The 21,330-nt window shown below is 69.6% G+C and carries 18 protein-coding genes and 1 tRNA gene; 13 read left to right on the forward strand and 6 right to left on the reverse strand.

The features are described from left to right. Position 1: 1 nt before the first annotated feature. Positions 2-397: a VOC family protein gene (locus tag AAD528_RS07995; protein WP_345751544.1), complete on the forward strand. Its 396-nt coding sequence runs from the start codon at positions 2-4 to the stop codon at positions 395-397. 1 nt (position 398) lies between these two features. On the opposite strand, the gene AAD528_RS08000 is transcribed toward AAD528_RS07995, so the two are convergent. Next, complete coding sequence (locus AAD528_RS08000; RefSeq protein ID WP_345751545.1) at positions 399-1,868, reverse strand: MATE family efflux transporter; 1,470 nt, start codon at positions 1,866-1,868, stop codon at positions 399-401. 160 nt (positions 1,869-2,028) lie between these two features. Next, positions 2,029-3,228: a pyridoxal phosphate-dependent aminotransferase gene (locus AAD528_RS08005; protein ID WP_345751546.1), complete on the reverse strand. Its 1,200-nt coding sequence runs from the start codon at positions 3,226-3,228 to the stop codon at positions 2,029-2,031. Positions 3,229-3,470: 242 nt separating this feature from the next. On the opposite strand from AAD528_RS08005, the gene AAD528_RS08010 reads away from it, so the two are divergent. From AAD528_RS08010 to nusG, 5 genes are all read left to right on the forward strand, one after another. Beyond that, positions 3,471-4,934 carry an NAD-dependent succinate-semialdehyde dehydrogenase gene (locus AAD528_RS08010; RefSeq protein ID WP_345751547.1) on the forward strand — a complete coding sequence of 488 codons (1,464 nt, stop codon included), beginning with the start codon at positions 3,471-3,473 and terminating at the stop codon, positions 4,932-4,934. A 241-nt stretch (positions 4,935-5,175) separates the two neighbouring features. Then, positions 5,176-10,542, forward strand: a complete 5,367-nt coding sequence (locus AAD528_RS08015; RefSeq protein ID WP_345751548.1) for a carboxypeptidase regulatory-like domain-containing protein — start codon at positions 5,176-5,178, stop codon at positions 10,540-10,542. 224 nt (positions 10,543-10,766) lie between these two features. After that, a tRNA-Trp gene (locus AAD528_RS08020) sits at positions 10,767-10,839 on the forward strand. A gap of 35 nt (positions 10,840-10,874) precedes the next feature. Next, complete coding sequence (secE, locus tag AAD528_RS08025) at positions 10,875-11,135, forward strand: preprotein translocase subunit SecE (protein WP_345751549.1); 261 nt, start codon at positions 10,875-10,877, stop codon at positions 11,133-11,135. Positions 11,136-11,229: 94 nt separating this feature from the next. Beyond that, positions 11,230-12,264, forward strand: coding sequence for a transcription termination/antitermination protein NusG (gene nusG, locus AAD528_RS08030; protein ID WP_345751550.1), 1,035 nt, complete (start codon positions 11,230-11,232; stop codon positions 12,262-12,264). A gap of 88 nt (positions 12,265-12,352) precedes the next feature. Here nusG and AAD528_RS08035 read toward each other — a convergent pair whose 3' ends face one another. Further along, positions 12,353-12,970: a TetR/AcrR family transcriptional regulator gene (locus AAD528_RS08035; protein ID WP_345751551.1), complete on the reverse strand. Its 618-nt coding sequence runs from the start codon at positions 12,968-12,970 to the stop codon at positions 12,353-12,355. A 526-nt stretch (positions 12,971-13,496) separates the two neighbouring features. Between AAD528_RS08035 and rplK the strand changes: the two genes are divergently transcribed. Both rplK and rplA read left to right on the forward strand, forming a co-directional pair. Continuing rightward, positions 13,497-13,928, forward strand: coding sequence for a 50S ribosomal protein L11 (rplK, locus tag AAD528_RS08040; protein ID WP_345751552.1), 432 nt, complete (start codon positions 13,497-13,499; stop codon positions 13,926-13,928). 14 nt (positions 13,929-13,942) lie between these two features. Further along, complete coding sequence (rplA, locus tag AAD528_RS08045) at positions 13,943-14,635, forward strand: 50S ribosomal protein L1 (protein ID WP_345751553.1); 693 nt, start codon at positions 13,943-13,945, stop codon at positions 14,633-14,635. Positions 14,636-14,693: 58 nt separating this feature from the next. On the opposite strand, the gene yccX is transcribed toward rplA, so the two are convergent. Together yccX and AAD528_RS08055 are read right to left on the reverse strand one after the other, a co-directional pair. Next, positions 14,694-14,969, reverse strand: coding sequence for an acylphosphatase (yccX, locus tag AAD528_RS08050; protein ID WP_345751554.1), 276 nt, complete (start codon positions 14,967-14,969; stop codon positions 14,694-14,696). Positions 14,970-15,027: 58 nt separating this feature from the next. Further along, complete coding sequence (locus AAD528_RS08055; protein WP_345751555.1) at positions 15,028-15,708, reverse strand: LysE/ArgO family amino acid transporter; 681 nt, start codon at positions 15,706-15,708, stop codon at positions 15,028-15,030. Between the two features lie 79 nt (positions 15,709-15,787). Here AAD528_RS08055 and AAD528_RS08060 point away from each other — a divergent pair, with 79 nt between their 5' ends. After that, complete coding sequence (locus AAD528_RS08060) at positions 15,788-16,675, forward strand: LysR family transcriptional regulator ArgP (RefSeq protein ID WP_345751556.1); 888 nt, start codon at positions 15,788-15,790, stop codon at positions 16,673-16,675. On the opposite strand, the gene AAD528_RS08065 is transcribed toward AAD528_RS08060, so the two are convergent. Next, positions 16,676-17,701: an NADP-dependent oxidoreductase gene (locus AAD528_RS08065; RefSeq protein WP_345751557.1), complete on the reverse strand. Its 1,026-nt coding sequence runs from the start codon at positions 17,699-17,701 to the stop codon at positions 16,676-16,678. 183 nt (positions 17,702-17,884) lie between these two features. Here AAD528_RS08065 and AAD528_RS08070 point away from each other — a divergent pair, with 183 nt between their 5' ends. The 4 genes from AAD528_RS08070 (at position 17,885) to AAD528_RS08085 (ending at position 21,327) form a co-directional block, all read left to right on the forward strand. Then, on the forward strand, positions 17,885-18,562 hold the full coding sequence (locus AAD528_RS08070) for a YqaJ viral recombinase family protein (RefSeq protein ID WP_345751558.1): 678 nt from the start codon (positions 17,885-17,887) through the stop codon (positions 18,560-18,562). Positions 18,563-18,811: 249 nt separating this feature from the next. Continuing rightward, positions 18,812-19,300 carry a 50S ribosomal protein L10 gene (rplJ, locus tag AAD528_RS08075; protein WP_345751559.1) on the forward strand — a complete coding sequence of 163 codons (489 nt, stop codon included), beginning with the start codon at positions 18,812-18,814 and terminating at the stop codon, positions 19,298-19,300. 50 nt (positions 19,301-19,350) lie between these two features. Beyond that, entirely contained in the window at positions 19,351-19,731 is a 381-nt protein-coding gene (gene rplL, locus AAD528_RS08080) for a 50S ribosomal protein L7/L12 (RefSeq protein WP_344001073.1), read from the forward strand. A 261-nt stretch (positions 19,732-19,992) separates the two neighbouring features. After that, positions 19,993-21,327 (forward strand): ABC transporter substrate-binding protein, encoded by a 1,335-nt coding sequence (locus AAD528_RS08085; RefSeq protein WP_345751560.1) that lies wholly within the window; start codon positions 19,993-19,995, stop codon positions 21,325-21,327. Positions 21,328-21,330: the final 3 nt, after the last annotated feature.

Raw genomic sequence — 21,330 nt, forward strand, 5'->3', positions numbered from 1 at the left:
CATGTCCGCGCCCGTCCCGTACCTGTTCTTCCCCGCCACCGCCCGCGAGGCGCTCGAGTTCTACCACGGCGTGTTCGGCGGCGAGCTGACGCTGCACACGTTCGCCGACTTCGGACGCGACGACGGCCCGCCCGACGCGATCGCGCATGGCATCCTCGCCGGGCCGGTCGACCTGTTCGGCTCCGACGTGGCGGACGACGAGGAGCCGCTGCGCACGCGGGGGCTGTCGTTCGCGCTGCTCGGCGCGGCCGATCCGGCCACGCTCGAGCGCTGGTTCGCGGCGCTCTCCGACGGGGGAGACGTGGTCGATCCGCTCGTCGAGCGGCCCTGGGGCGCGCACGACGGCACGGTCGTGGACCGCTTCGGCGTGCGCTGGCTCGTCGGCTACGAGGACTGACTCAGCGCACGCGCCGGATGCCGCGCTTCGGCTTCACGACCGGGATCGGCGCCGTCACGACCGCGTCGACCACCATGGAGCCGTCCGTCGGGCCGATGATCGGGATCGTCGTCGTGGCGGTGACCTCGATCGGATTCACCGTCATGCCGCCGAGGCGGCGGTACTCGCGCACGTAGGCCGGCACCAGCAGCGCGACGGCGCCGAGCCACGCCAGCGGATTGCTGAGCGCGACGCCGATGAATCCCATCGCGCCGCCGAGCGCGATCGCCGCCCCGGCGCGCATCACGAGCTCGACGATGCCGGTCACGGTCGGGATCAGCGTGTGGCCGAGCCCCTGCAGCGCGCCGCGGATGACGAACAGCACGCCCAGCAGCGTGTACGTCGCGCCGTTCACGATCAGCATGCCGTGCGCGAGCTCGACGACCGCATCCGATCCGTCGCCGATGAACACGCGCACGATCGAGGCGCCCAGCACGATCATGAAGACGCCGAGCAGGCCCGCCGCGATCAGCGCGAGCCAGGTCGCCTGGATGACGCCGCGCCGGATGCGATCCGGCCTGCGGGCGCCGAGGTTCTGCGCGGCGTACATCGACACCGCCAGGCCCAGCGACTGCAGGAACGCGATCGCGAGGCTGTCGACGCGCGATCCGGTCGTGTACGCGGCGACGGCATCCGTCCCGAGCGTGTTGAGCGCGACCTGCACCGTGATCGTGCCGATCGCGATGATCGACGCCTGGAAGCCCATCGGCAGGCCCAGTCGCAGGTGCTCGCGCAGGTCGTGGCGTGCGGCGCTCCAGTCCTCGCGGCGCACGTGCAGCACCGGCAGGCGCCGCCGCACGTACTCGAGGCACATCAGGACCGACAGTGTCTGCGCGAGCACGGTCGCGAGCGCCGCGCCGGCGACGCCCCACCCGAAGGCGCCGACGAAGGCCAGCACGAGCCCGATGTTGAGGCCGCACGAGATCGTGAGGAACACGAGCGGTGTGCGCGAGTCGCCGATCGCGCGGATGATCGCGGCGAGGTAGTTGAAGAACATCATCGCGCCCGCACCCAGGAAGCTGATCTGGGTGAAGGTCGTCGCCTCCGCCATCAGCTCGTCCGGTGTCTGCATGAGAGCGAGCGCCGGGCCGGAGATCAGCGGGGCGAGCGCCGTGATCACGACCGTGACGACGGCGGTCAGGATCGTGCCGGCTGCGACCGAGCGCCGGACGGCCGCGTGATCGCGCGCGCCGAAGGCCTGCGCCGTCGGGATCGCGAAGCCGCTCGTGAGGCCCCAGGCGAAGCCCAGCAGCAGGAAGAGCAGGCTGCCGGTCGCGCCGACGGCGGCGAGGGACTCGACGCCGAGGTAGCGGCCGACCACGATCGTGTCGGCGATCTGGTACACCTGCTGGACCACGTTGCCGATCAGCAGCGGCACGGAGAACGCCAGGATGACGCGCCACGGGGATCCCGTGATGAGTGATTGAGACATGAGCGATTCGAGGAGAGAAGAAGTTATGCGGTGAGGAGGTGATCGGGAGCTCGGCCCCTGTGCGAGCGAAGCGCTGCCGGCGATGGAGCCTGCGACAGCGCCCTCGCTCGCAAGGGAGCCGCTTGCGGCCCCGCAGCGTGCGAGATGCGAGCGCAGCGAGCTAAGAGAAGAGCTTCTGGAGGCGCTGGACGCCCTCGAGCAGCGCGTCGTCGCCGAGGGCGTACGACAGGCGGAGATATCCCGAGGGGCCGAAGGCCTCGCCCGGGACGACCGCGACCTCGGCCTCGTCGAGGATGAGATCCGCCAGCTCCAGGGTAGTCGTCGGGGTGCGGCCCGCCCACTCGCGGCCCAGCAGGCCGCGCACGTCCGGGTACGCGTAGAACGCGCCGAGCGGGTTCGGCACCTCCACCCCCGGGATCTTCGCCAGCTCGTCGACGATGAGCCGGCGGCGGCGGTCGAACGCGGTGCGCATCTCCTCGGCCTCGACCTGCGAGCCCGTCAGCGCCGCGAGGGCGGCGCGCTGGGCGACGTTGTTGACGTTGCTGGACAGGTGCGACTGCAGGTTCGCGGCGAGGGCGATCGCGTCGGTCGGGCCGACCATCCAGCCCACGCGCCAGCCCGTCATGGCGTAGGTCTTCGCCACGCCGTTGACGAGGATCGTCTGCTCCGCGAGCTCGGGGACGGCCTCCACGATGGAGGCGGCGCGGACGCCCTCGTACGTGAGGTTCTGGTAGATCTCGTCGCTGATCACCCAGATGCCGTGCGCGAGTGCCCACTCGCCGATCGCCTTCGTCTCCTCCGGCGTGTAGACGGATCCGGTCGGGTTCGACGGCGAGACGAACACCAGCACGGTGGTGCGGTCGGTGCGTGCGGCCTCGAGCTGGGTGACCGTGACCTTGTAATCCTGATCGGCGCCGGCGAACACCTCGACCGGGACGCCGTCGGCGAGGCGGATCGCCTCGGGATAGGTGGTCCAGTACGGCGCGGGCAGCAGCACCTCGTCGCCGGGGTTCACCACCGCCTGGAACGCCTGGTACACGGCCTGCTTGCCGCCGTTGGTGACGACGACGCGGGAGGCGGGGATCTCGAGACCCGAGTCGCGCAGGGTCTTGGCGGCGATCGCCTCGCGCAGGGCCGGCAGGCCCGCGGCCGGTGTGTACCGGAAGTTCGCCGGGTCCTGGAGCGCCTCGGCCGCGGCGTCGACGACGAACGCGGGGGTGGGGAAGTCCGGCTCGCCCGCCGCGTAGGAGATGATCGCCTTGCCCTCGGCCTTCAGGGCCTTCGCCTTGGCATCCACCTTCAGCGTGGCGGATTCGGCGATGGCGGAGAGCTTGCGGGAGAGCGGGGCGCGGTCGGTCACACGCACGAGCGTAGTAGGCCTCCCCGCGCGCGGCGACCTCGTCGACGCGCCATGGAGCACGAGGTGTCGGCCTCCGCGGCATATGTACGGAAGCACACTCCGAATCGCCGATGGTGGTCGTTGGTTCACATGCATCGGATGGTCGGCGGGCGTAATCTCGCCCGTGTAGGGACGGCCGCCGTCGTCGGTGTCGACGACTGGGAACAGGCGCCCGCCCATCCGATCCGAACCGGAGGACGACCGTGAACGAACGCGAGAAGGCGCTGCTGGCCGAGGTGGAGACCCGCCTGTTCATCGGCGGCGAGTGGGTGGACTCCTCTTCGGGGAGGACCTTCGAGGTGCGCGACCCGGCGACGAACGAGGTCATCGCGCAGGTGGCGGACGGCACCGCCGAGGATGGCATCCGCGCGCTCGACGCCGCCGTGGCCGTGCAGGACGAGTGGGCGAACACCCCGCCGCGCGTGCGCAGCGACATCCTGCGTCGCGCGTTCGATCTGGTGCGCGAGCGCGCCGACGACGTGGCCCTGCTGATGACCATCGAGATGGGCAAGCCGCTGGCCGAGGCGAAGGGCGAGGTCGCCTACGGCAACGAGTTCAACCGCTGGTTCAGCGAGGAGGCCGTGCGCATCTCGGGCCGCTACGGCGCCAATCCCGAGGGCACCGGTCGCATCATCGTGTCGCAGCGCCCGGTGGGCCCGTCGTTCTTCATCACGCCGTGGAACTTTCCGTTCGCGATGGCCACGCGCAAGATCGCGCCCGCGCTCGCCGCGGGTTGCACCGTGGTGATCAAGCCCCCGCAGCTGACGCCGCTCACGACCCTGTTCTTCACGCAGCTCCTGGTTGAGGCGGGCCTGCCCGAGGGCGTCGTGAACGTCATCACCTCGGCGTCCTCGAGCCGCGTGTCGGCGCCGATCATCGCCGACCCGCGCCTGCGGAAGCTCTCGTTCACCGGATCGACCGAGGTCGGCCGCAAGCTCATCGCGCAGGCCGCCGAGGGCGTGCTGCGCGTGTCGATGGAGCTCGGCGGCAACGCCCCGTTCGTGATCTTCGAGGACGCCGACCTCGACAAGGCCGTGACCGGTGCCATGCAGGCGAAGTTCCGCAACATCGGCCAGGCGTGCACGGCCGCGAACCGCTTCATCGTGCACGAGTCGGTCGCCGAGGAGTTCGCGAACCGGATCGCCGAGCGCGTGAAGCAGATGAAGATCGGCCGAGGCACGGAGGAGGGGGTCGAGATCGGCCCGCTCATCGACGCCGACGCGGTGGACAAGGCCGCCGAGCTGGTGGCTGACGCCACCGAGCGCGGCGCGACCGTGGTCGCCGGCGGCGAGAAGCTCGACGGCCCCGGCACGTTCTACCAGCCGACCGTCGTCACGGGCGTCCAGCCGGGCAGCGCCATCCTGCGCGAGGAGATCTTCGGCCCGGTGCTCGCGATCGCCACGTTCACGACCGAGGACGATGCCGTGCGCCTGGCCAACGACACCGAGTACGGCCTGGTCTCATACGTGTATACGGAGGATCTGCAGCGCGGGCACCGGATGATCGAGCGCCTCGAGACCGGGATGATGGGCCTCAACGCGGGCGTGGTCTCGAACGCGGCCGCGCCCTTCGGCGGCGTGAAGCAGTCTGGCGTGGGCCGCGAGGGCGGATTCGAGGGCATCCACGAATACCTCTCGACGAAGTACACATTCCTCCCGAACGGCTGACTTTCACTTTCGTTCTCGGCGGCGCCGTGGGGTCTCGACCCTGCGGCGCCGCCGTCGTCTTCCGGAATCCCGGTTGATTCATCCCATTCACTGGAATAGACGCTCCGATATCGGATATTCCTCGTTGCCGTGCGGAGATATCGCTCGATATCTTTCACAAGCTGGCAATTCCCCCGAAGCGCCGCCGTTCGAATCCGAACGTCCCATTCCCCCAGTCCCCCCGGTGCGAGGAATTCCTTTCGTGAGCGCTGTCCTGCGCGGCCGTTTCGGCCGCTATCTCTCCCTGCTTGTCGTCGGATTCCTCCTGGCATCCGGCTTCTCTCTCCAGGCCGCGCCAGCGCACGCCGCGGCGACCGGAACGATCTCCGGCGTCGTGACGCTGCCGGACGGCAGCCCTGCGGATGATGTCCAGCTCGACTTGTATCGCGTGTTCGACGAAGGCGATGGCGCGCGGAGCGAATGGGTCGACGGCATGTCGACCGATGCGCTGGGCCGCTACGCGTTCGGACGGCTCGAGGCGGGAGCGTACAGGTTGTACGTCAGCGCCGGCGGCAACGTCATCACCGGATGGTGGGGCGGCGGTGCGGACGAGTCGGCCGCGCACCCGATCCCGCTGACGGCCGGGGAGCAGCTGTCCGGCATCGATGTCCAGCTCGAGGCGGGCGCGACGATCTCCGGACAAGTCACCTCTGACGATGGCCAGGCCATCGCGGACGTCGAAGTGAGGGCATACGCCTGGCGTGAGGACGAGGACTACGCCGAGGGCGGATACTTCTCCGGCGCGCAGTCGGTCTACACCGGCGAAGACGGGCGCTACGCGATCCAGGGCCTTTCGGAAGGCTCGTACACCCTGCGGTTCCGCGACTACAACGGCGGGAACGTGGCCGAGTGGTGGGGTGATGTCGCCGAGCAGGCGGACGCGACGCGCTTCACTGTCGGAGCGGGTTCGGACCTGACCAGCTATGACGCGACGCTCGCGCGTGCCGCGAAGATCTCCGGCCGTGTGACCTCCGCCGACGGTGCAGGCATTGGCGGAGTCGAGGTGGCGGCATACGTCTGGCGCGAGGACGAGGGCTACGACGAAGGTGGCTACTTCTCCAGCACGCAGTCGGCATCCACCGACGAGGATGGCCGGTTCACAGTCGGCAGCCTGTCCCACGGTTCCTACACGCTGCGATTCGATGACTACAACGGCGAGTACGTGAGCGAGTGGTGGGGTGATGTCGCCGAGCAGACGGACTCTGTCCGATTCGACGTCGAAGCGGGGGTGGACCTGACCGGCTACGACGCGACTCTGGTGCGCGCCGGACGGATTTCCGGATTCGTCGCCCTTCCGTCCGCCGACGCGAGTGGATATGTCGATCTGTATCGCCTCGACACGTCGTCGCCGGACTACCAGGCGTGGCTGGATGGCGACTCGTCGGACGGATCTCCGCTAGAGCCGCCGATGACGTCGGTGAACAACGCCAGCGTGGACAGTGAGAGTGGCTCCTACGAATTCGGGGGACTCGCCGCGGGAAGCTACCTCGTCCAGTTCTCGGCATGGGATCAGGGATCGGGTGACCCGCTCCTCGGTGAGTGGTGGCAGGGCGCACAAGGAGCACGTGAGGCGACCCCGGTCGTGGTCGAGCCAGGCGCGACGACCTCGTCCATAGACGGTGAGATCCGCCGCGGCGGCACCATCTCGGGTTTCGTCCTTCACCCGGATGGCAGCGCTCCCGCGTCGGGCGAGGTGTACCTCGTCGACCGTGCTGGCATCGAGATCGCAACCGACTGGATCTCAGATCAACCCGATGAGTGGTCCGGTCGAGGGCCGGGAGAGTTCCGCTTCAGCGCGGTGCCCGCGGGCGACTACACGCTGCGGTTCACTGGTGACGGCATCGTGCCGTCGTTCTATGGACCGGCGTCCGACGAGTCGCAGGCCGAGTACATCTCGGTCACGGAGGGGGGCGTCGTCGATCTCGGCGAGATCGAGACGCTGCAGCCGGGCCGCATCACGGGCGTCGTGACCGATCCGGCAGGTGACCCCGTCGCGGGCGCCTGGGTGGAGCTCGGCGGCGTCGAGGAGGAGTTCCCCCAGGCGATCCTCGAGGGAGCGGGAGGCGGGAACGGACAGACGGAGGCCGACGAGTCCGGCCGCTTCGTGATCGAGAACGTCATCCCGGGCCGCTACACGATCAAGGTGCGCGGCGACGGCTTCGCGAGTCAGTGGCTCGGAGGCGTCAACGACTGGAGCGACGTGGAGACGTTCTTCGATGTCGAGCCGGGAGCGACAACGACACAGGATGTCGCCCTTCAGGGCGGGATCGCAGTGACGGCGGAGGTCGTGGGCGCGCCTGCGGGCTGGACGACCGCGAACCTCGTCGATCGTCAGGGCAACCAACGAGCCTGGACCCAATTCGACCAGTCTGGCGAGATCCGCTTCGAGGGCGTCGTGCCCGGAACCTACACGCTGTGGTTCCAGTCAGACGACGACGCGATCGCGTCGCAGTACCTGGGAGGCACCGCCGAACTCTCTCGCGCCCGGACCTTCACGGTCCCGTCGACGGGATTCGATCTCGGCCGGGTCGAACTCGCGCCGACAGCGGGCGTCGTCACGGGCCGCGTCACCGATGACCTGGGTGCCCCGATCCGTGATGCATATGTCTTCGTCATGCCGTCGGCCGCAGGAGATGAGAACGGGCGAGCGGGCTTGTGGACCGACGCGCAGGGCTACTACCGAGTCCCGCTGCTCTCCGGTGATTACACGGTTCGCGCCGATGCATGGACACAGGAGGACGGCTCCGGATACGCGACGCGGTGGCTCGGCGGCGCGATGGACTCCGCAGAGGCGGACACCTTCTCTTTGACGGGCGACACGACACTGCAGACGATCGTTCTGCCGCGACACGCCGTGCTCACCGGGGTGGCCCGGAACCTGGCCGGCATGCCGATGTCGGACATCCAGGTGTCCGTCAATACCGCTGACGGGTATGGCTACAAGCTGTTCACTGACGCGGACGGGACCTTCCGCCTCACACACCTCGATCCCGGCGTGCCGCTTCGGGTCGGCTTCCGTCCCTACAGCGACAGCGAATTCGTCGAGCAGTGGTGGCAGAGGGCGCCCAGCGAGGACGAGGCGACGCCAGTGAACTTCCGCCCCGGTGAGACGGAGTCCCTCGAATTCGTACTGCTTGCGCCTGGCGAGATCGAGACGCCTCCGCTCGCCATCGAGGGTTCGCAGCCGCGGATCTCGGGCACCCCGATGGTGGGCGAGACGCTCACCGCCGAAGCCGGCGCGTGGTCGCCGGCGGGCGTGACGTTCGCCTACGAGTGGCTGCGCGACGGCGAGGCGATCGCCGGTGCGACTGCGTCGACGTACTCGCTGACAGCGGACGACTCCGGCAAGCGGATCGCCGTGCGGGTGGTCGGCTCCAAGGCGGGGCTGTCGGATGTCGTGGAGCAGAGCGAGCAGACGGATGTCATTGCTCCGGCGACGCTGGCGTCCGCTGTCCCGACCGTCACCGGATCCGCGACCGTCGGGGCGACCCTGACGGCCGTCGCGGGCGCGTGGACGACGGGTACGGCGTTCGTGTACCAGTGGCTCGCCGATGACGTGGCGATCGCGGGTGCGACGAAGTCGACGCACGTGCTCACCGTGGCCGAGGCCGGCAAGAAGATCTCGGTCGAGGTGTCCGGTTCGAAGGCGGGCTATGCCCCCGCGTCGAGGAAGAGCGTGCAGACGGCTGCGGTCGTGCTGCCGGCGCTGACCACGGCGGTGCCGACGATCACGGGTGCCGTCACGGTCGGCTCGACCCTCACGGCCGTTACTGGCACGTGGACGACGGGCACGGCCTTCGCGTACCAGTGGCTCGCCGACGGCGTCGCCATCACGGGCGCGACGGGCGGCACGTACGCGCTGTCGGCGACGGACGCGGGCAAGAAGATCACCGTCACCGTGTCGGGATCCAAGGTCGGCTACGCACCCGCGTCGAAGACGAGTGCCCCGACCGACGCTGTCGCCCTGGCGACGCTGACGGCCGCGGTGCCGACGATCACCGGCGCCATCACAGTGGGCTCGACGCTCACCGCCGTCACGGGCACGTGGACGACCGGCACGGCGTTCACCTACCAGTGGTTTGCGGACGACGTCGTCATCGCCGGTGCGACGAAGGCGACGTACGCGCTCACCGCGGCGGACGCCGGGAAGAAGATCTCGGTGGAGGTCGCGGGTTCGAAGGCGGGCTATGCCCCGGCGTCGAAGAAGAGCGTGCAGACGGCCGCGGTCACCCTGCTGACGCTCACCACGGCGACGCCGACGATCACCGGCACCACCACGGTGGGGTCGACCCTGACTGCGGTCACCGGCATGTGGACGACGGGCGCGACGTTCGCGTACCGGTGGCTCGCCGACGACGCGGCGATCAGCGGCGCGACGGCGTCGACGTATGTGCTCACGGCGGCCGACGCCGGGAAGAAGATCTCGGTCGAGGTGTCGGGTTCGAAGACGGGCTATGCCCCGGCATCGAAGAAGAGCGCCCAGACGGCCGCGGTCGCGCTGCCGAGCCTCACGGCCGCGACGCCGACGATCACCGGCACCACCACGGTGGGATCGACGCTGACGGCGAAGCCCGGCACGTGGACCACCGGCACGGCGTTCGCCTACCAGTGGCTGCGTGACGGCACGGCGATCTCCGGGGCGACCGCGTCGACGTACACGCTCACCGCGTCCGACGCAGGCAAGAAGATCTCGGTCACCGTGACGGGATCCAAGATCGGCTACGCGTCCGCACCGAAGAACAGCACGCAGACCGCGGGGATCACCCTGCCGGCGCTCGCCGCGGCGACCCCGACGATCACCGGCACGGTGAAGGTGGGTTCGACGCTGACGGCGAAGGCGGGCACGTGGACCACCGGCACGGCGTTCACGTACCAGTGGCTGCGCAACGGCGTCGCGATCACCGGGGCCACCAAGTCGACGTACGTCCTGACGGCGTCGGATGGCAGCAAGAAGATCTCGGTGAAGGTCACCGGATCCAAGTCGGGTTACACGTCGGTGGCGAAGACGAGCGCGCAGACCGCCGCGGTGGCGCTGCTCACGCTGACGGCTCCGACGCCGACGATCACGGGCACGACGAAGGTCGGCTCGACGCTGACGGCGAAGGCGGGTACGTGGACGAGCGGCACGACGCTCACGTACCAGTGGCTGCGTGACGGCAAGAGCATCACGGGTGCGACGAAGTCCGCCTACAAGCTCACGACGTCGGATGCCGCCAGGAAGGTCTCGGTGAAGGTCACCGGATCCAAGGCCGGATACGCAACTGCGGCCAAGACGAGCAAGGTGACCGCCGCGGTGACGCCGGCGACGCTGACGGCGGCGACGCCGACCATCAGCGGCACGACCAAGGCCGGGTACACGCTCACCGCCAAGGCCGGCACCTGGACGAGCGGAGCCACGCTCAAGTACCAGTGGCTACGCGACGGCAAAGCGATCTCGGGAGCGACGAGGTCGACGTACAAGCTGACCTCGACCGACCGCGCGCACAAGATCACCGTCAAGGTGACCGGATCCAAGACCGGCTACACGACCGTGTCGAAGACGAGCGCGGCCAAGACGATATCGAAGTGATCCCCGCCGGACGGGGCGCCCGGGCAGTAGTCCGAGCGCCCCGTCCGGCGTGTCCCGGGGGAGCGCGGCCGAACCCGGCCCGCCACGCGCGGGGCGGGCCCCGGTTCGCGGGCCTTCGGGCCATGCCGTATGCTTGTCCATGCAGTTGTCGTCTGCATTCTTTCGCCGTGCCCGGGATCCGGATCGGTGGGAATCAGATGACCCAGGGGTCCGCTCGGATCTCTAGGGCGGTAGCTCAATTGGCAGAGCAGCGGTCTCCAAAACCGCAGGTTGCAGGTTCGATTCCTGTCCGCCCTGCGCGTCAGCGTCAGCTGACTCACGAAAGGCAGTCAATGGTCCAGGACGCAGCGAGCGGCGACATCGTCGCGGCAGGCACGAGTGGCGAGAAGAAGCCCGGCTTCTTCGCGCGGATCGTGATCTTCTTCCGCCAGGTCATCGCCGAGCTCCGCAAGGTCGTCACGCCGACCCGTTCGGAGCTGCTGAAGTTCACCGCGGTCGTGCTGGGCTTCGTCGTGGTCATGATGGCTCTGGTCTACGGCCTCGACTATCTCTTCTCGTGGGTCACGACGGTCGTCTTCGGAGTCCCTGCCTGATCTGCTGACGCACCGCTCGTTCTGTCGGACCGACAGGGGAGCACGCGGATGAGCACACCGCTCATCCGCCGCTGAACGGAAGAGATGAACGCCAGTGTCTGAAAAGCACGTCGACGACGCCGACTGGGCGCCGGCAGCCGAGCAGTCGAGCGAGGAGGACGAGGCCCAGGAGGGCAACGTCCTGTACTCCAACTCCCACGCCAGCGACTCCGCCGAACACCTCGCGATGCACCTCGACGGATCGGACGACGTCGACGAGGAAGACACGAACGACGACGAAGACATCGAGATCGACGACCCGGAGGCTGACGCGATCGTGAACGACGCCCTGCACATCGACGAGACCGACGAGGTCGAGGCCGCGGCCGAGGTCCTGAGCGACTCGACCCAGGAGGAGGCCGCCGAGCGCGAGGCCGCCGAGGCCGAGGAGGTCACCCCCTACGACGGGCCCGACGTGAACGGCGACGACGACGCCGTGGACGCGGACGCCGCCGAGGGCGACGAGGACCCCTACGAGACGTTCCGCCAGGAGCTGCGCTCGCTCGAGGGCAAGTGGTATGTGATCCACTCGTACGCCGGCTTCGAGCGCAAGGTGAAGGCCAACATCGAGCAGCGCAAGTCGACGCTCGAGGTCGAGGACGACATCTACCAGGTCGAGGTCCCCATGGAGGACGTCGTCGAGATCAAGAACGGCCAGCGCAAGATGGTCACGCGCGTGCGCATCCCCGGCTACGTGCTGGTGCGCATGGAGCTGAACGAGGACACCTGGTCGGTCGTGCGCCACACCCCGGGCGTCACCGGCTTCGTGGGCAACGCCCACAACCCGACGCCGCTGCGCTTCGAGGAGGCCTTCAACATGCTGAAGCCCCTCGTCGAGATCAAGGAGGCGCAGGCCCAGGCGAAGGGCGGCGCCCCCAAGGGCCAGGCCACGCAGGCCCGTGTCATCCCCGCCGAGGTCGACTTCGAGACGGGCGAGACGATCACGATCAAGGAGGGCTCGTTCGCGGGTCTCCCCGGCACGATCAGCGAGATCAAGCCGGAGAGCGGCAAGCTCACCGTCCTCGTCTCGCTCTTCGAGCGCGAGACCCCGGTCGAGCTGTCGTTCGACCAGGTCACCAAGATGGTCTGAGCCTCGGCGACGAGGCTCTGTCACGACGCCCTGCGACTGCGGTCGCGGGGCGTCGTCGCGTCCGGCGCGTGGTGCCGGCGGCCGCCGGTCAGCGCAGGACCGCGGCGAGCAGCCGGGCCGCGGTGCCCTGCAGTCGCGCTGGCGAGTCGAGGTCACCACGCAGGAAGGCGATCAGGGCGTTGAGGAACGCCCCGTCGACGAGCGCATACGCCTCGTCGCGCTCGATCGCGATCTCGCGCCCGGCGAGATCGGCGTAGCGGCGCAGGACGGTCCACACCATGTCGGTCAGCAGCGCGTCGATGGCCACGATCGTGTCGCGGAAGCCCTCCTCGTACATCGCCTGCGTGCGCAGGTCGTACCAGAGTCGATGCATGTCGGCGTCGTCCTGCAGCGTCGAGGCCATCTCGGCCGCGAATCCATCGGCGAGCTCGGAGGCGGTCGTCGCGGTCGCCACGACCGGGTCGTACCGGCGGGCGCACTCCGACTTGTACTGCCACACCGCGTGCGCGATCAGGTCGTCCTTGTCCCGGAAGTAGTAGTGCAGCACGCCGTGCGACAGCCCCACTCGGGCGGCGATGTCGCGCAGTCCTGTGCGGGCGAAGCCGCCGTCGGCGATCGCGGAGAGGGCGGCGTCGGCGAGCTCGCTGCGACGGGCCGCGAACTTGTCGACCTTCGCCTTCTGGGCACGTTCGGTGACGGTGCTCATGCTGACTCCTCGCCCTTGTTGCGCCCGATCATACGCCCGGACGCGCGGCGCGGGATCCCGTTTCTGGACACCCATCCAGAAAATCCTTGCCAGCTGTCCAAGATTGTGATCTGCTGTGGGCAGCTGCTCTCGAAGCAGCTGCGGGGCGGGTACAGACTGCTGCGATCCTGGCGGGAGATGTCGCGCGCATCAGGTGGCGCGCGCGAGTGCGGGTGCGTCGGGCGCAGGGGGTCATCACCCGGGGGCGGTCGTGATCGCTGATATCGAAGAGAAGGTGCGGCTCACCATTGCCGCAGACCTCCTCGCTCGGGGGAGCTGAGGCGACCACGACCGATGCCCCCGTGCTCAGGTCGACCGGGGCACGCCCAGCGAGCCGCGGCGTGTCGACATCCGCCCCGATCCTCGCGTAGTATGGGGAGGTTGCTCGTGTGTGCCGTCACGCGCGAGCGCAGCACCGCGGCTCGGGATGTCCGGGCGAGCGGGAGAGCGGATGCAACCGGCATCCGCTCGACGAGAGGAAGAGGAAATGGCACCGAAGAAGAAGGTGACCGGCCTGATCAAGCTTCAGATCAACGCCGGTGCAGCCAACCCGGCGCCGCCGATCGGCCCCGCCCTGGGTCAGCACGGCGTCAACATCATGGAGTTCTGCAAGGCGTACAACGCCGCGACCGAGTCGCAGCGCGGCAACGTCATCCCCGTGGAGATCACCGTCTACGAGGACCGCAGCTTCACGTTCGTTCTGAAGACCCCGCCTGCCGCGGAGCTCATCAAGAAGGCGGCCGGCCTGCCCAAGGGCTCGGCCACGCCGCACACGGTCAAGGTCGGCAAGCTCACCAAGGAGCAGGTCATCGAGATCGCCAAGACGAAGCAGCCCGACCTGAACGCGAACGACATCGAGGCCGCCTCGAAGATCATCGCCGGCACCGCCCGCTCCATGGGCATCACGGTCGAGGACTGAGGGGGATCACCAACATGGCTACCAAGTCCAAGGCTTACGCCGCCGCCGTCGAGAAGCTCGAGGCCGGCAGGTTCTACACGCCCACCGAGGCCGTCGCCCTCGCGAAGGAGACGGGTTCGAAGAAGTTCGACTCGACCGTCGAGGTCGCGCTGAAGCTCTCGGTCGACCCGCGCAAGGCGGACCAGATGGTGCGCGGCACCGTCATGCTGCCGCACGGCACGGGCAAGACCGCCCGCGTCATCGTCTTCGCCAACGGCCCCGCGGCCGAGGCCGCCATCGCGGCCGGCGCTGACGAGGTCGGCGGCGCCGAGCTGATCGAGAAGGTCGCCGCCGGCTGGACCGACTTCGACGCGGCCGTCGCCGTGCCGGAGCTCATGGGCCAGGTCGGTCGTCTGGGCAAGGTGCTCGGCCCCCGCGGCCTGATGCCGAACCCTAAGACCGGCACCGTGACCCCCAACCCGGCCAAGGCCGTGGAGGAGATCAAGGGCGGCAAGATCGAGTTCCGCGTCGACAAGCACGCCAACGTGCACTTCATCGTCGGCAAGGCCTCGTTCTCGGCCGAGCAGCTCGACGAGAACATCGCCGCGGCTCTCGACGAGATCGTGCGCCTGAAGCCGTCCAGCTCGAAGGGCCGTTACATCCAGAAGGGCGCCGTGTCGACCACGTTCGGCCCCGGCATCCCGCTGGACGTCAACGTCATCGCGTAACGCACGCGTCGCAGAAGGGGCTCCGCCGTCAGGCGGGGCCCCTTCTGCGTAGCCGGGATCAGGCCGTCCGACGGATCTCGAAGCCGTCGGCGCCCGTCGGTTCCGCGGGCGCGGCGTCGACCGCCTCGACCCTGGCACCGGGCGGGCCCTCCGCCATCCAGGCGAGAAGTGCGTCGACCGCGTCCGGCTCTCCCTCCGCCACCGCCTCGACGGATCCGTCCCGGCGGTTGCGCACCCAGCCCGTCACGCCGAGGCGGCGGGCCTGCGTGCGCGTCTGGAACCGGTACCCGACGCCCTGCACCCGACCGCGGACCATCACGTGGACATGCTTCACCGCGTCTCCCTCCGGTCGCTCAGCGAGGCATGGGTCCATCGTGGACCCGCGACCGCGATCAGGCCACTGCGAGACCCGCGGCCAGGGCGAGCATCGCGACGGCGATGAAGCCGTCCAGGATCCGCCACGCGCGCGGCGAGCGCAGCCAGCGCGCGGCGAAGCGCGCCGCGACCGTCATCAGCGAGAACCAGATCGCGCTGCCGGCCACCGCGCCGGCCCCGAAGATCCAGCGCAGATCGCCGTAGCCCGCCGACACCGAGCCCACGAGGAAGACGGTGTCGAGGTACGCGTGCGGATTCAGCCACGTGATCGCCAGGCACGACAGGATCGCCGGCGCGAGGGTGCGCGCGGGCGCGGTCTGCGTCGCCCGGACGAGCGTCGCGACGCCGCCCGTGCCGGATGAGACCGGCGCGGCCGGAGCGGCAGCGGGCTCGTCCACCACGATCGACTGCTCCTGCGGGCGCAGCGCCCGCCACGCCGCTGCGAGCCCGTACGCCGCGAGGAACGCCACGCCACCCCAGCGCACGAGCTCGAAGATCCACGGCAGGTGACGCACGACCGCCCCGAAACCCGCGACGCCGGTGGCGATCAGGATCACGTCGCTCACCAGGCACGTCACCGCGAGCGCGACGACGTGCTGGCGCTTCACGCCCATCCGGAGGAGGAAGACGTTCTGGGCGCCGGGGGCGATGATCAGGGAGAGGCAGAGGCCGAGGCCGGCCAGGAACGCGGTGAGCACATTCCGACGGTAGGAGCGGGCGTGCGAAGATCAAAAGCGAGGTTCATGATTCTTCGCTCGATTAAGGACGGCTTCATTCATGTGGATCGCTCCGGATCTCGCCGCGACGGTCGCCGCGATCGTCGACGAGGGCAGCCTGGACGGCGCCGCGCGGCGCCTGCGCATCACCCCCTCGGCCGTGAGCCAGCGCCTCCGCGCGCTCGAGGGCCAGCTCGGGCGCGTGCTCGTCGTCCGCGCGAAGCCCGCCCGCGCCACGGAGGCCGGCGCCGTGGTGGTGCGGCTCGCGCGCCAGTACGCCCTGCTGGGCCACGACGCGGGCGTCGAGCTCGGCCTCGAGGGACCGGGGCGCATGCACGTGCCCATCGCGGTGAACTCCGATTCGCTCGCCACCTGGTTCCTGCCCGCGCTGCAGCCGGTGCTCCGCGTGCACGACGTCTCGCTCGAGCTGCATCGGGACGACCAGGACCACACGGCCGCGCTGCTCGAGGCGGGCACCGTGACGGCCGCCGTGACGTCGCAGCAGGACCCGATCGCCGGATGCGCGGTCACGCCGCTCGGCGCCACGGTCTACCACCCGGTCGCGTCCCCCGAGTTCGTGGAGCGCTGGTTCCCGGCCGGGTCGACGCTCGACGCGCTGTCCGCCGCTCCGGTGGTCGACTACGACCGCAGCGACGACCTGCAGACCGAGTGGCTCGTCGCGCGCGGCGTGGACCCCTCGCGTCCGCCGCGCCACTACGTGCCGGCGTCCGAGGACTTCGCGACCGCCGTGCGGCTCGGGTTCGGCTGGGGGCTGCTGCCGCCCATGCAGTCCCAGGCGTCGCTCGAGGCGGGTCGGCTGATCCGGATCGACGGCCCCAGCATCTCAGTCCCGCTGTACTGGCAGCAGTGGAACCTGCGCTCGCCTCTCCTCGCCGACATCCGCGAGGCCGTCGTGACGGCCGCCCGCGCGGCGCTCGACCACGACTGATCAGCCGTCGGTGACGCGCAGCACGAGCTTGCCGCGCGTGTGGCCCGCCTCGAGCTGGCGGTGCGCGGCGGCCGCCTCGTCGAGGTCGAAGACCCGCTCGACGTAGACCTGGATCGCCCCCGAGTCGAGCAGGCGGCCGATCGTGGCGAGCGCGGCGCCGTCGGGTGTCACCGTGAACGAGGTCGCGCGCGCCCCGGCCGACGCGGCCGCCTCGGCGTACTCCGGCCAGCTTCCTGGCGGCACCACGATGACCAGCCCTCCCGGGCGCAGCACGCTGAGCGAGCGCGGTCCGGTCGTGGAGCCGACGAGGTCGATCACGACGTCGACGTCGCTCACCACGTCCTCGAAGCGGGTGGTGGTGTAGTCGACCACCACGTGCGCGCCCAGATCGCGCAGCCAGGTGCCGTTCTCGGTCGAGGTGGTGGCCGTCACGTGCGCGCCGAAGTAGGTCGCGAACTGCACCGCGAAGTGGCCGACCCCCCCCGAGCCCGCGTGGATGAGGATCCGCTGGCCCTCGTGCGCTCGCGCGGTCTCGACCACGAGCTGCCACGCCGTGAGCGCCGCCAGCGGCACGGCGGCCGCCTCGGCGTGCGAGAGCGAGAGCGGCTTCGCGGCGAGCGAGCGGGACGACGCCACCACGTACTCCGCATAGCTGCCCGGCGTGCGCGGGACGGCCGTCATGCCGTAGACCGCGGTGCCGGGCGGGAGCGGATGGGCCTCGTACGGCGCGGCGACCACGACGCCCGAGAAGTCGAACCCCGGCACCGCCGGGTAGGCGCCGATCGCGGGCGTCACCCCGGCACCCGCACGCGTGCGGGCGTCGACCGCGTTCACCCCCGCTGCGACGACCCGCACGAGCACCTCGTCCATGACGGGCGTCGGCACCGGGACCGTGTCGATCCTCAGCACGGACGGATCTCCGGGGGCGTCGAACACGACGGCGCGCATGTGCGTGGGCGGCTCGGCGAGCGGCTCATGGAGCGTCGCCGGCCTCGGGGCGGTGGTGCGTGCCGGCCGGAATCTCATCGGTCGTCCCCTTCTCGGCGTCTCGGGCGGCCCCGCGCAGACCGCGCGACCGTTCGTGGCTCGAGTCAATCGGGTGAATGTCTCGCGGGTGTTTCGGCGGTGCAACAGATGCGCGCGGCGCCCGGGTCCCCGCGCGCGGCGTTGCGGACGGGCGGCGTCGGCGACCGGAGTTAGGGTCGATGGGTGACCCCCGAACTGCAGACCCGGATCCTCGCGGACTCCCGCGACCGGGTCGCGTGGCTGCGGGCTCGCGCCCGGGGCATCACGGCGACGGACGTCGCATCGCTGACCGCGAGCGACCGGTCGATCGCGCGAGCCGCGGACCAGAAGCTCATGGGGTCGCGCTTCTCGGGCAACGCCTACACGGATCACGGCCGGCGCCGGGAGCCCGAGATCGCCGCGTGGGTCGCCGCGACGCACGGCATCCAGCCCTCCAGCGCGCTGTTCCATGCGGTCGTCGAGAAGCGCCACCTCGCCACTCCCGACGGCATCGGCGTCGACGCGCACGGCCGCGTCTCGCTCGCCGAGATCAAGACCACGAACAAGACGTGGCGCTCCATCCCGCGCAGCTACCTGCGCCAGGTGTGGTGGCAGCAGCACGTGCTCGGCGCCGAGCGCACGCTGTTCGTCTGGGAGGAGCACCGCGACTTCCAGCCGATGCACGACGAGCCCAAGTCGACGTGGATCGAGCGCGACGACCGGGAGATCGCCCAGCTGGTGCGCCTCGCCACGCGCCTCATCGACGAGCTCTATCAGCGCACGACCGGCAAGGTCGTCGAGGTCGCGCCGCCGGCTCCCGCGTCGAACCGCGACCGCCTGCGCGAGCGCGACATGTTCCGCGCCCTCGCGCTCTCCGACTGAGCGCGCAGCCGGTCGGGGACCGCCGCGGGCCGTGCTAAGCTTGTCGAAGCCGAAGACCGCCGGTCATCGTCACGCGCTTGCGCAGGACGATCGAAGCACTGCTCAGCAGGGGCCCGCGCAGGTGTCACGAACGAAATCCGATCTGGATCCACGCTCCGTGCGCTTGCGCCGGAGCGTTTTGCTTTGTGTGGGTGGGCTCGGTCGGTGCCTCACCGCCGTGGGGCATCTCGTACACACCAAGGAGTGACCATGGCGCAGAAGGATGCATCGGTCAACGAGCTCACGAAGTCTTTCGAGAGCTCGAACGCCGTCCTGCTGACCGAGTACCGCGGTCTGACGGTTGCCCAGCTCAAGCAGCTGCGCAACAACATCCGTCAGGACGCGGAGTACGCCGTGGTGAAGAACACGCTGACGAAGATCGCCGCCAAGGCCGCGGGCTTCGACTCGCTGGACGACGACCTCAAGGGCCCGTCGGCCATCGCGTTCGTGCACGGTGACTTCGTCACCACCGCGAAGGCGCTGCGTGACTTCGCCAAGGCGAACCCGCTTCTCGTGATCAAGGGCGGAGTGTTCGAGGGCAAGGCCCTCTCCGCCGACGAGGTCAACACGTACGCCTCGCTCGAGAGCCGTGAGGTTCTGCTGGCGAAGGCTGCGGGCATGATGAAGGCCACGATGGGCAAGGCCGCGGCCACCATCGATGCTCTTCGCGAGAAGCTCGAGACCGCCCAGGCCGCGTAAGCAGCCGGCGTTTCATCCCACAAACCACATATCTATCTAGGAGATACATCATGGCGAAGCTCACCACCGAGGAGCTGCTCGAGCAGTTCTCCGAACTGACCCTCATCGAGCTCAGCGAGTTCGTGAAGGCGTTCGAGGAGAAGTTCGAGGTCACCGCTGCCGCTCCCGTCGCCGTCGCCGGTGCCGGCGGTGGCGCGGCCGCCGAGGAGGTCGAGGAGAAGGACTCGTTCGACGTCATCCTCGAGGCCGCCGGCGACAAGAAGATCCAGGTCATCAAGACCGTCCGCGAGCTCACCTCGCTGGGCCTCGGCGAGGCCAAGGCCGTCGTCGACGGTGCCCCGAAGGCCGTGCTCGAGGGCGCGAACAAGGAGACCGCCGAGAAGGCCAAGGAGGCCCTCGAGGCCGCCGGCGCCACGGTGACCCTCAAGTAATCCATGAGCATCCGCTCCAGCGGATGCGACCATCCAACGCTGTTGGATTCGCCGGTCCGTTCGGATCGGCACGAAAGCCCCGGGATCTCCCGGGGCTTTCGTCGTCTCGGGCGCGCGCGGCGCGATCCGGGTCGTGACACTCCCGTGACGGGCGGATCGTTGTCCGCCGCCACGGGGCCTACTAGTGTCAGCGGCACAAGACCTCCGAAGGCGGGGGAAGGACGCGCGGCCCGATCGCGCGACGACAGACTGGAGCAGACGATGTCGACTGCACTGCGTAAGAGGCTCATCCTCTCGACCACCGGGCTGGGGATCACCGTGCTCGCGCTCGCGGGCTGCACGGGCGGTCCCGGTGTGACGGGTGGCGGCGAAGGCGGGGGCGGCGGCGAAGGCGGATCCCAGGTCACCGTGTACGGCACGATCATCGACGCGGAGGCGGAGCTCCTCGAGCAGTCCTGGGCGGACTGGGAGGAGGAGAACGACATCGACATCGTATACGAGGGCTCGCAGGAGTTCGAGGCGCAGATCGCGGTGCGCGCGCAGGGCGGCAACCCGCCGGACCTCGCGATCTTCCCCCAGCCGGGCCTGCTGGCCGACATGGCGAGCCGCGGCTACCTGCTCGAGGCCCCCGAGGGCGTCGTGAGCAACCTCCGCGACAACTGGGCCGAGGACTGGGAGGGCTACGCCAGCTTCGACGGCAAGATCTACGGCGCGCCCCTCATGGCGAGCGTGAAGGGCTGGATCTGGTACCAGCCGAGCGTGTTCGAGGAGAACGGCTGGGAGATCCCGACCGACTGGCAGGGACTGCTCGACCTCACGCAGGAGATGCGCGACAAGACCGGCGCGGCCCCGTGGTGCGCGGGCTTCGGATCCGACGCGGCCACCGGATGGCCCGGCACCGACTGGATCGAGGACCTCGTCCTGCGCCAGGCCGGCCCGGACGTGTACGACCAGTGGGTCGCGAACGAGGTGCCGTTCACCGATCCGCAGATCCAGAGCGCGTTCGACGAGACCGCGAAGATCCTGCTCGACCCCGAGTACGTCAACGCCGGCTTCGGCGATGTCGCCTCGATCGGCACGGTGCCCTTCGGCGACGTCGCGACGGCGCTGGTCGAAGGCGACTGCCTGCTGACCCACCAGGCCTCGTTCCTGGACGGCTTCATCGTGGAGGCCGGCGGCGAGGTCGCCGAGGACGGCGACGTCTGGGCGTTCATGCTGCCGCCGTACGACGCGAGCGCCGAGGGCGAGGTCGTCACCGGCGGCGGCGAGATCGTCGGCGCGTTCAGCGACGACGAGGCCGTGGTCAAGGTGCAGGAGTACCTCTCCAGCCCCGAGTGGGCGAACTCCCGCGTCTCGCTCGGCGGCGTGATCAGCGCCAACAAGGGCCTCGACCCGGAGAACGCGCAGAGCGCCATCCTGCAGGAGGCCATCGGGATCCTGCAGAACGAGGAGACCACGTTCCGCTTCGACGGCTCCGACCTGATGCCGTCGGTCGTCGGCGCGGGCTCCTTCTGGCAGGGCATGCGCGACTGGGTGAACGGCACGCCGACGCCGCAGGTGCTCGAGCAGATCGAATCCGGCTGGCCGGCCGAGTAGCAG

Origin of the sequence: Microbacterium rhizophilum, from assembly GCF_039605615.1 — a bacterium.
Classification (GTDB): Bacteria; Actinomycetota; Actinomycetes; order Actinomycetales; family Microbacteriaceae; genus Microbacterium; species Microbacterium rhizophilus.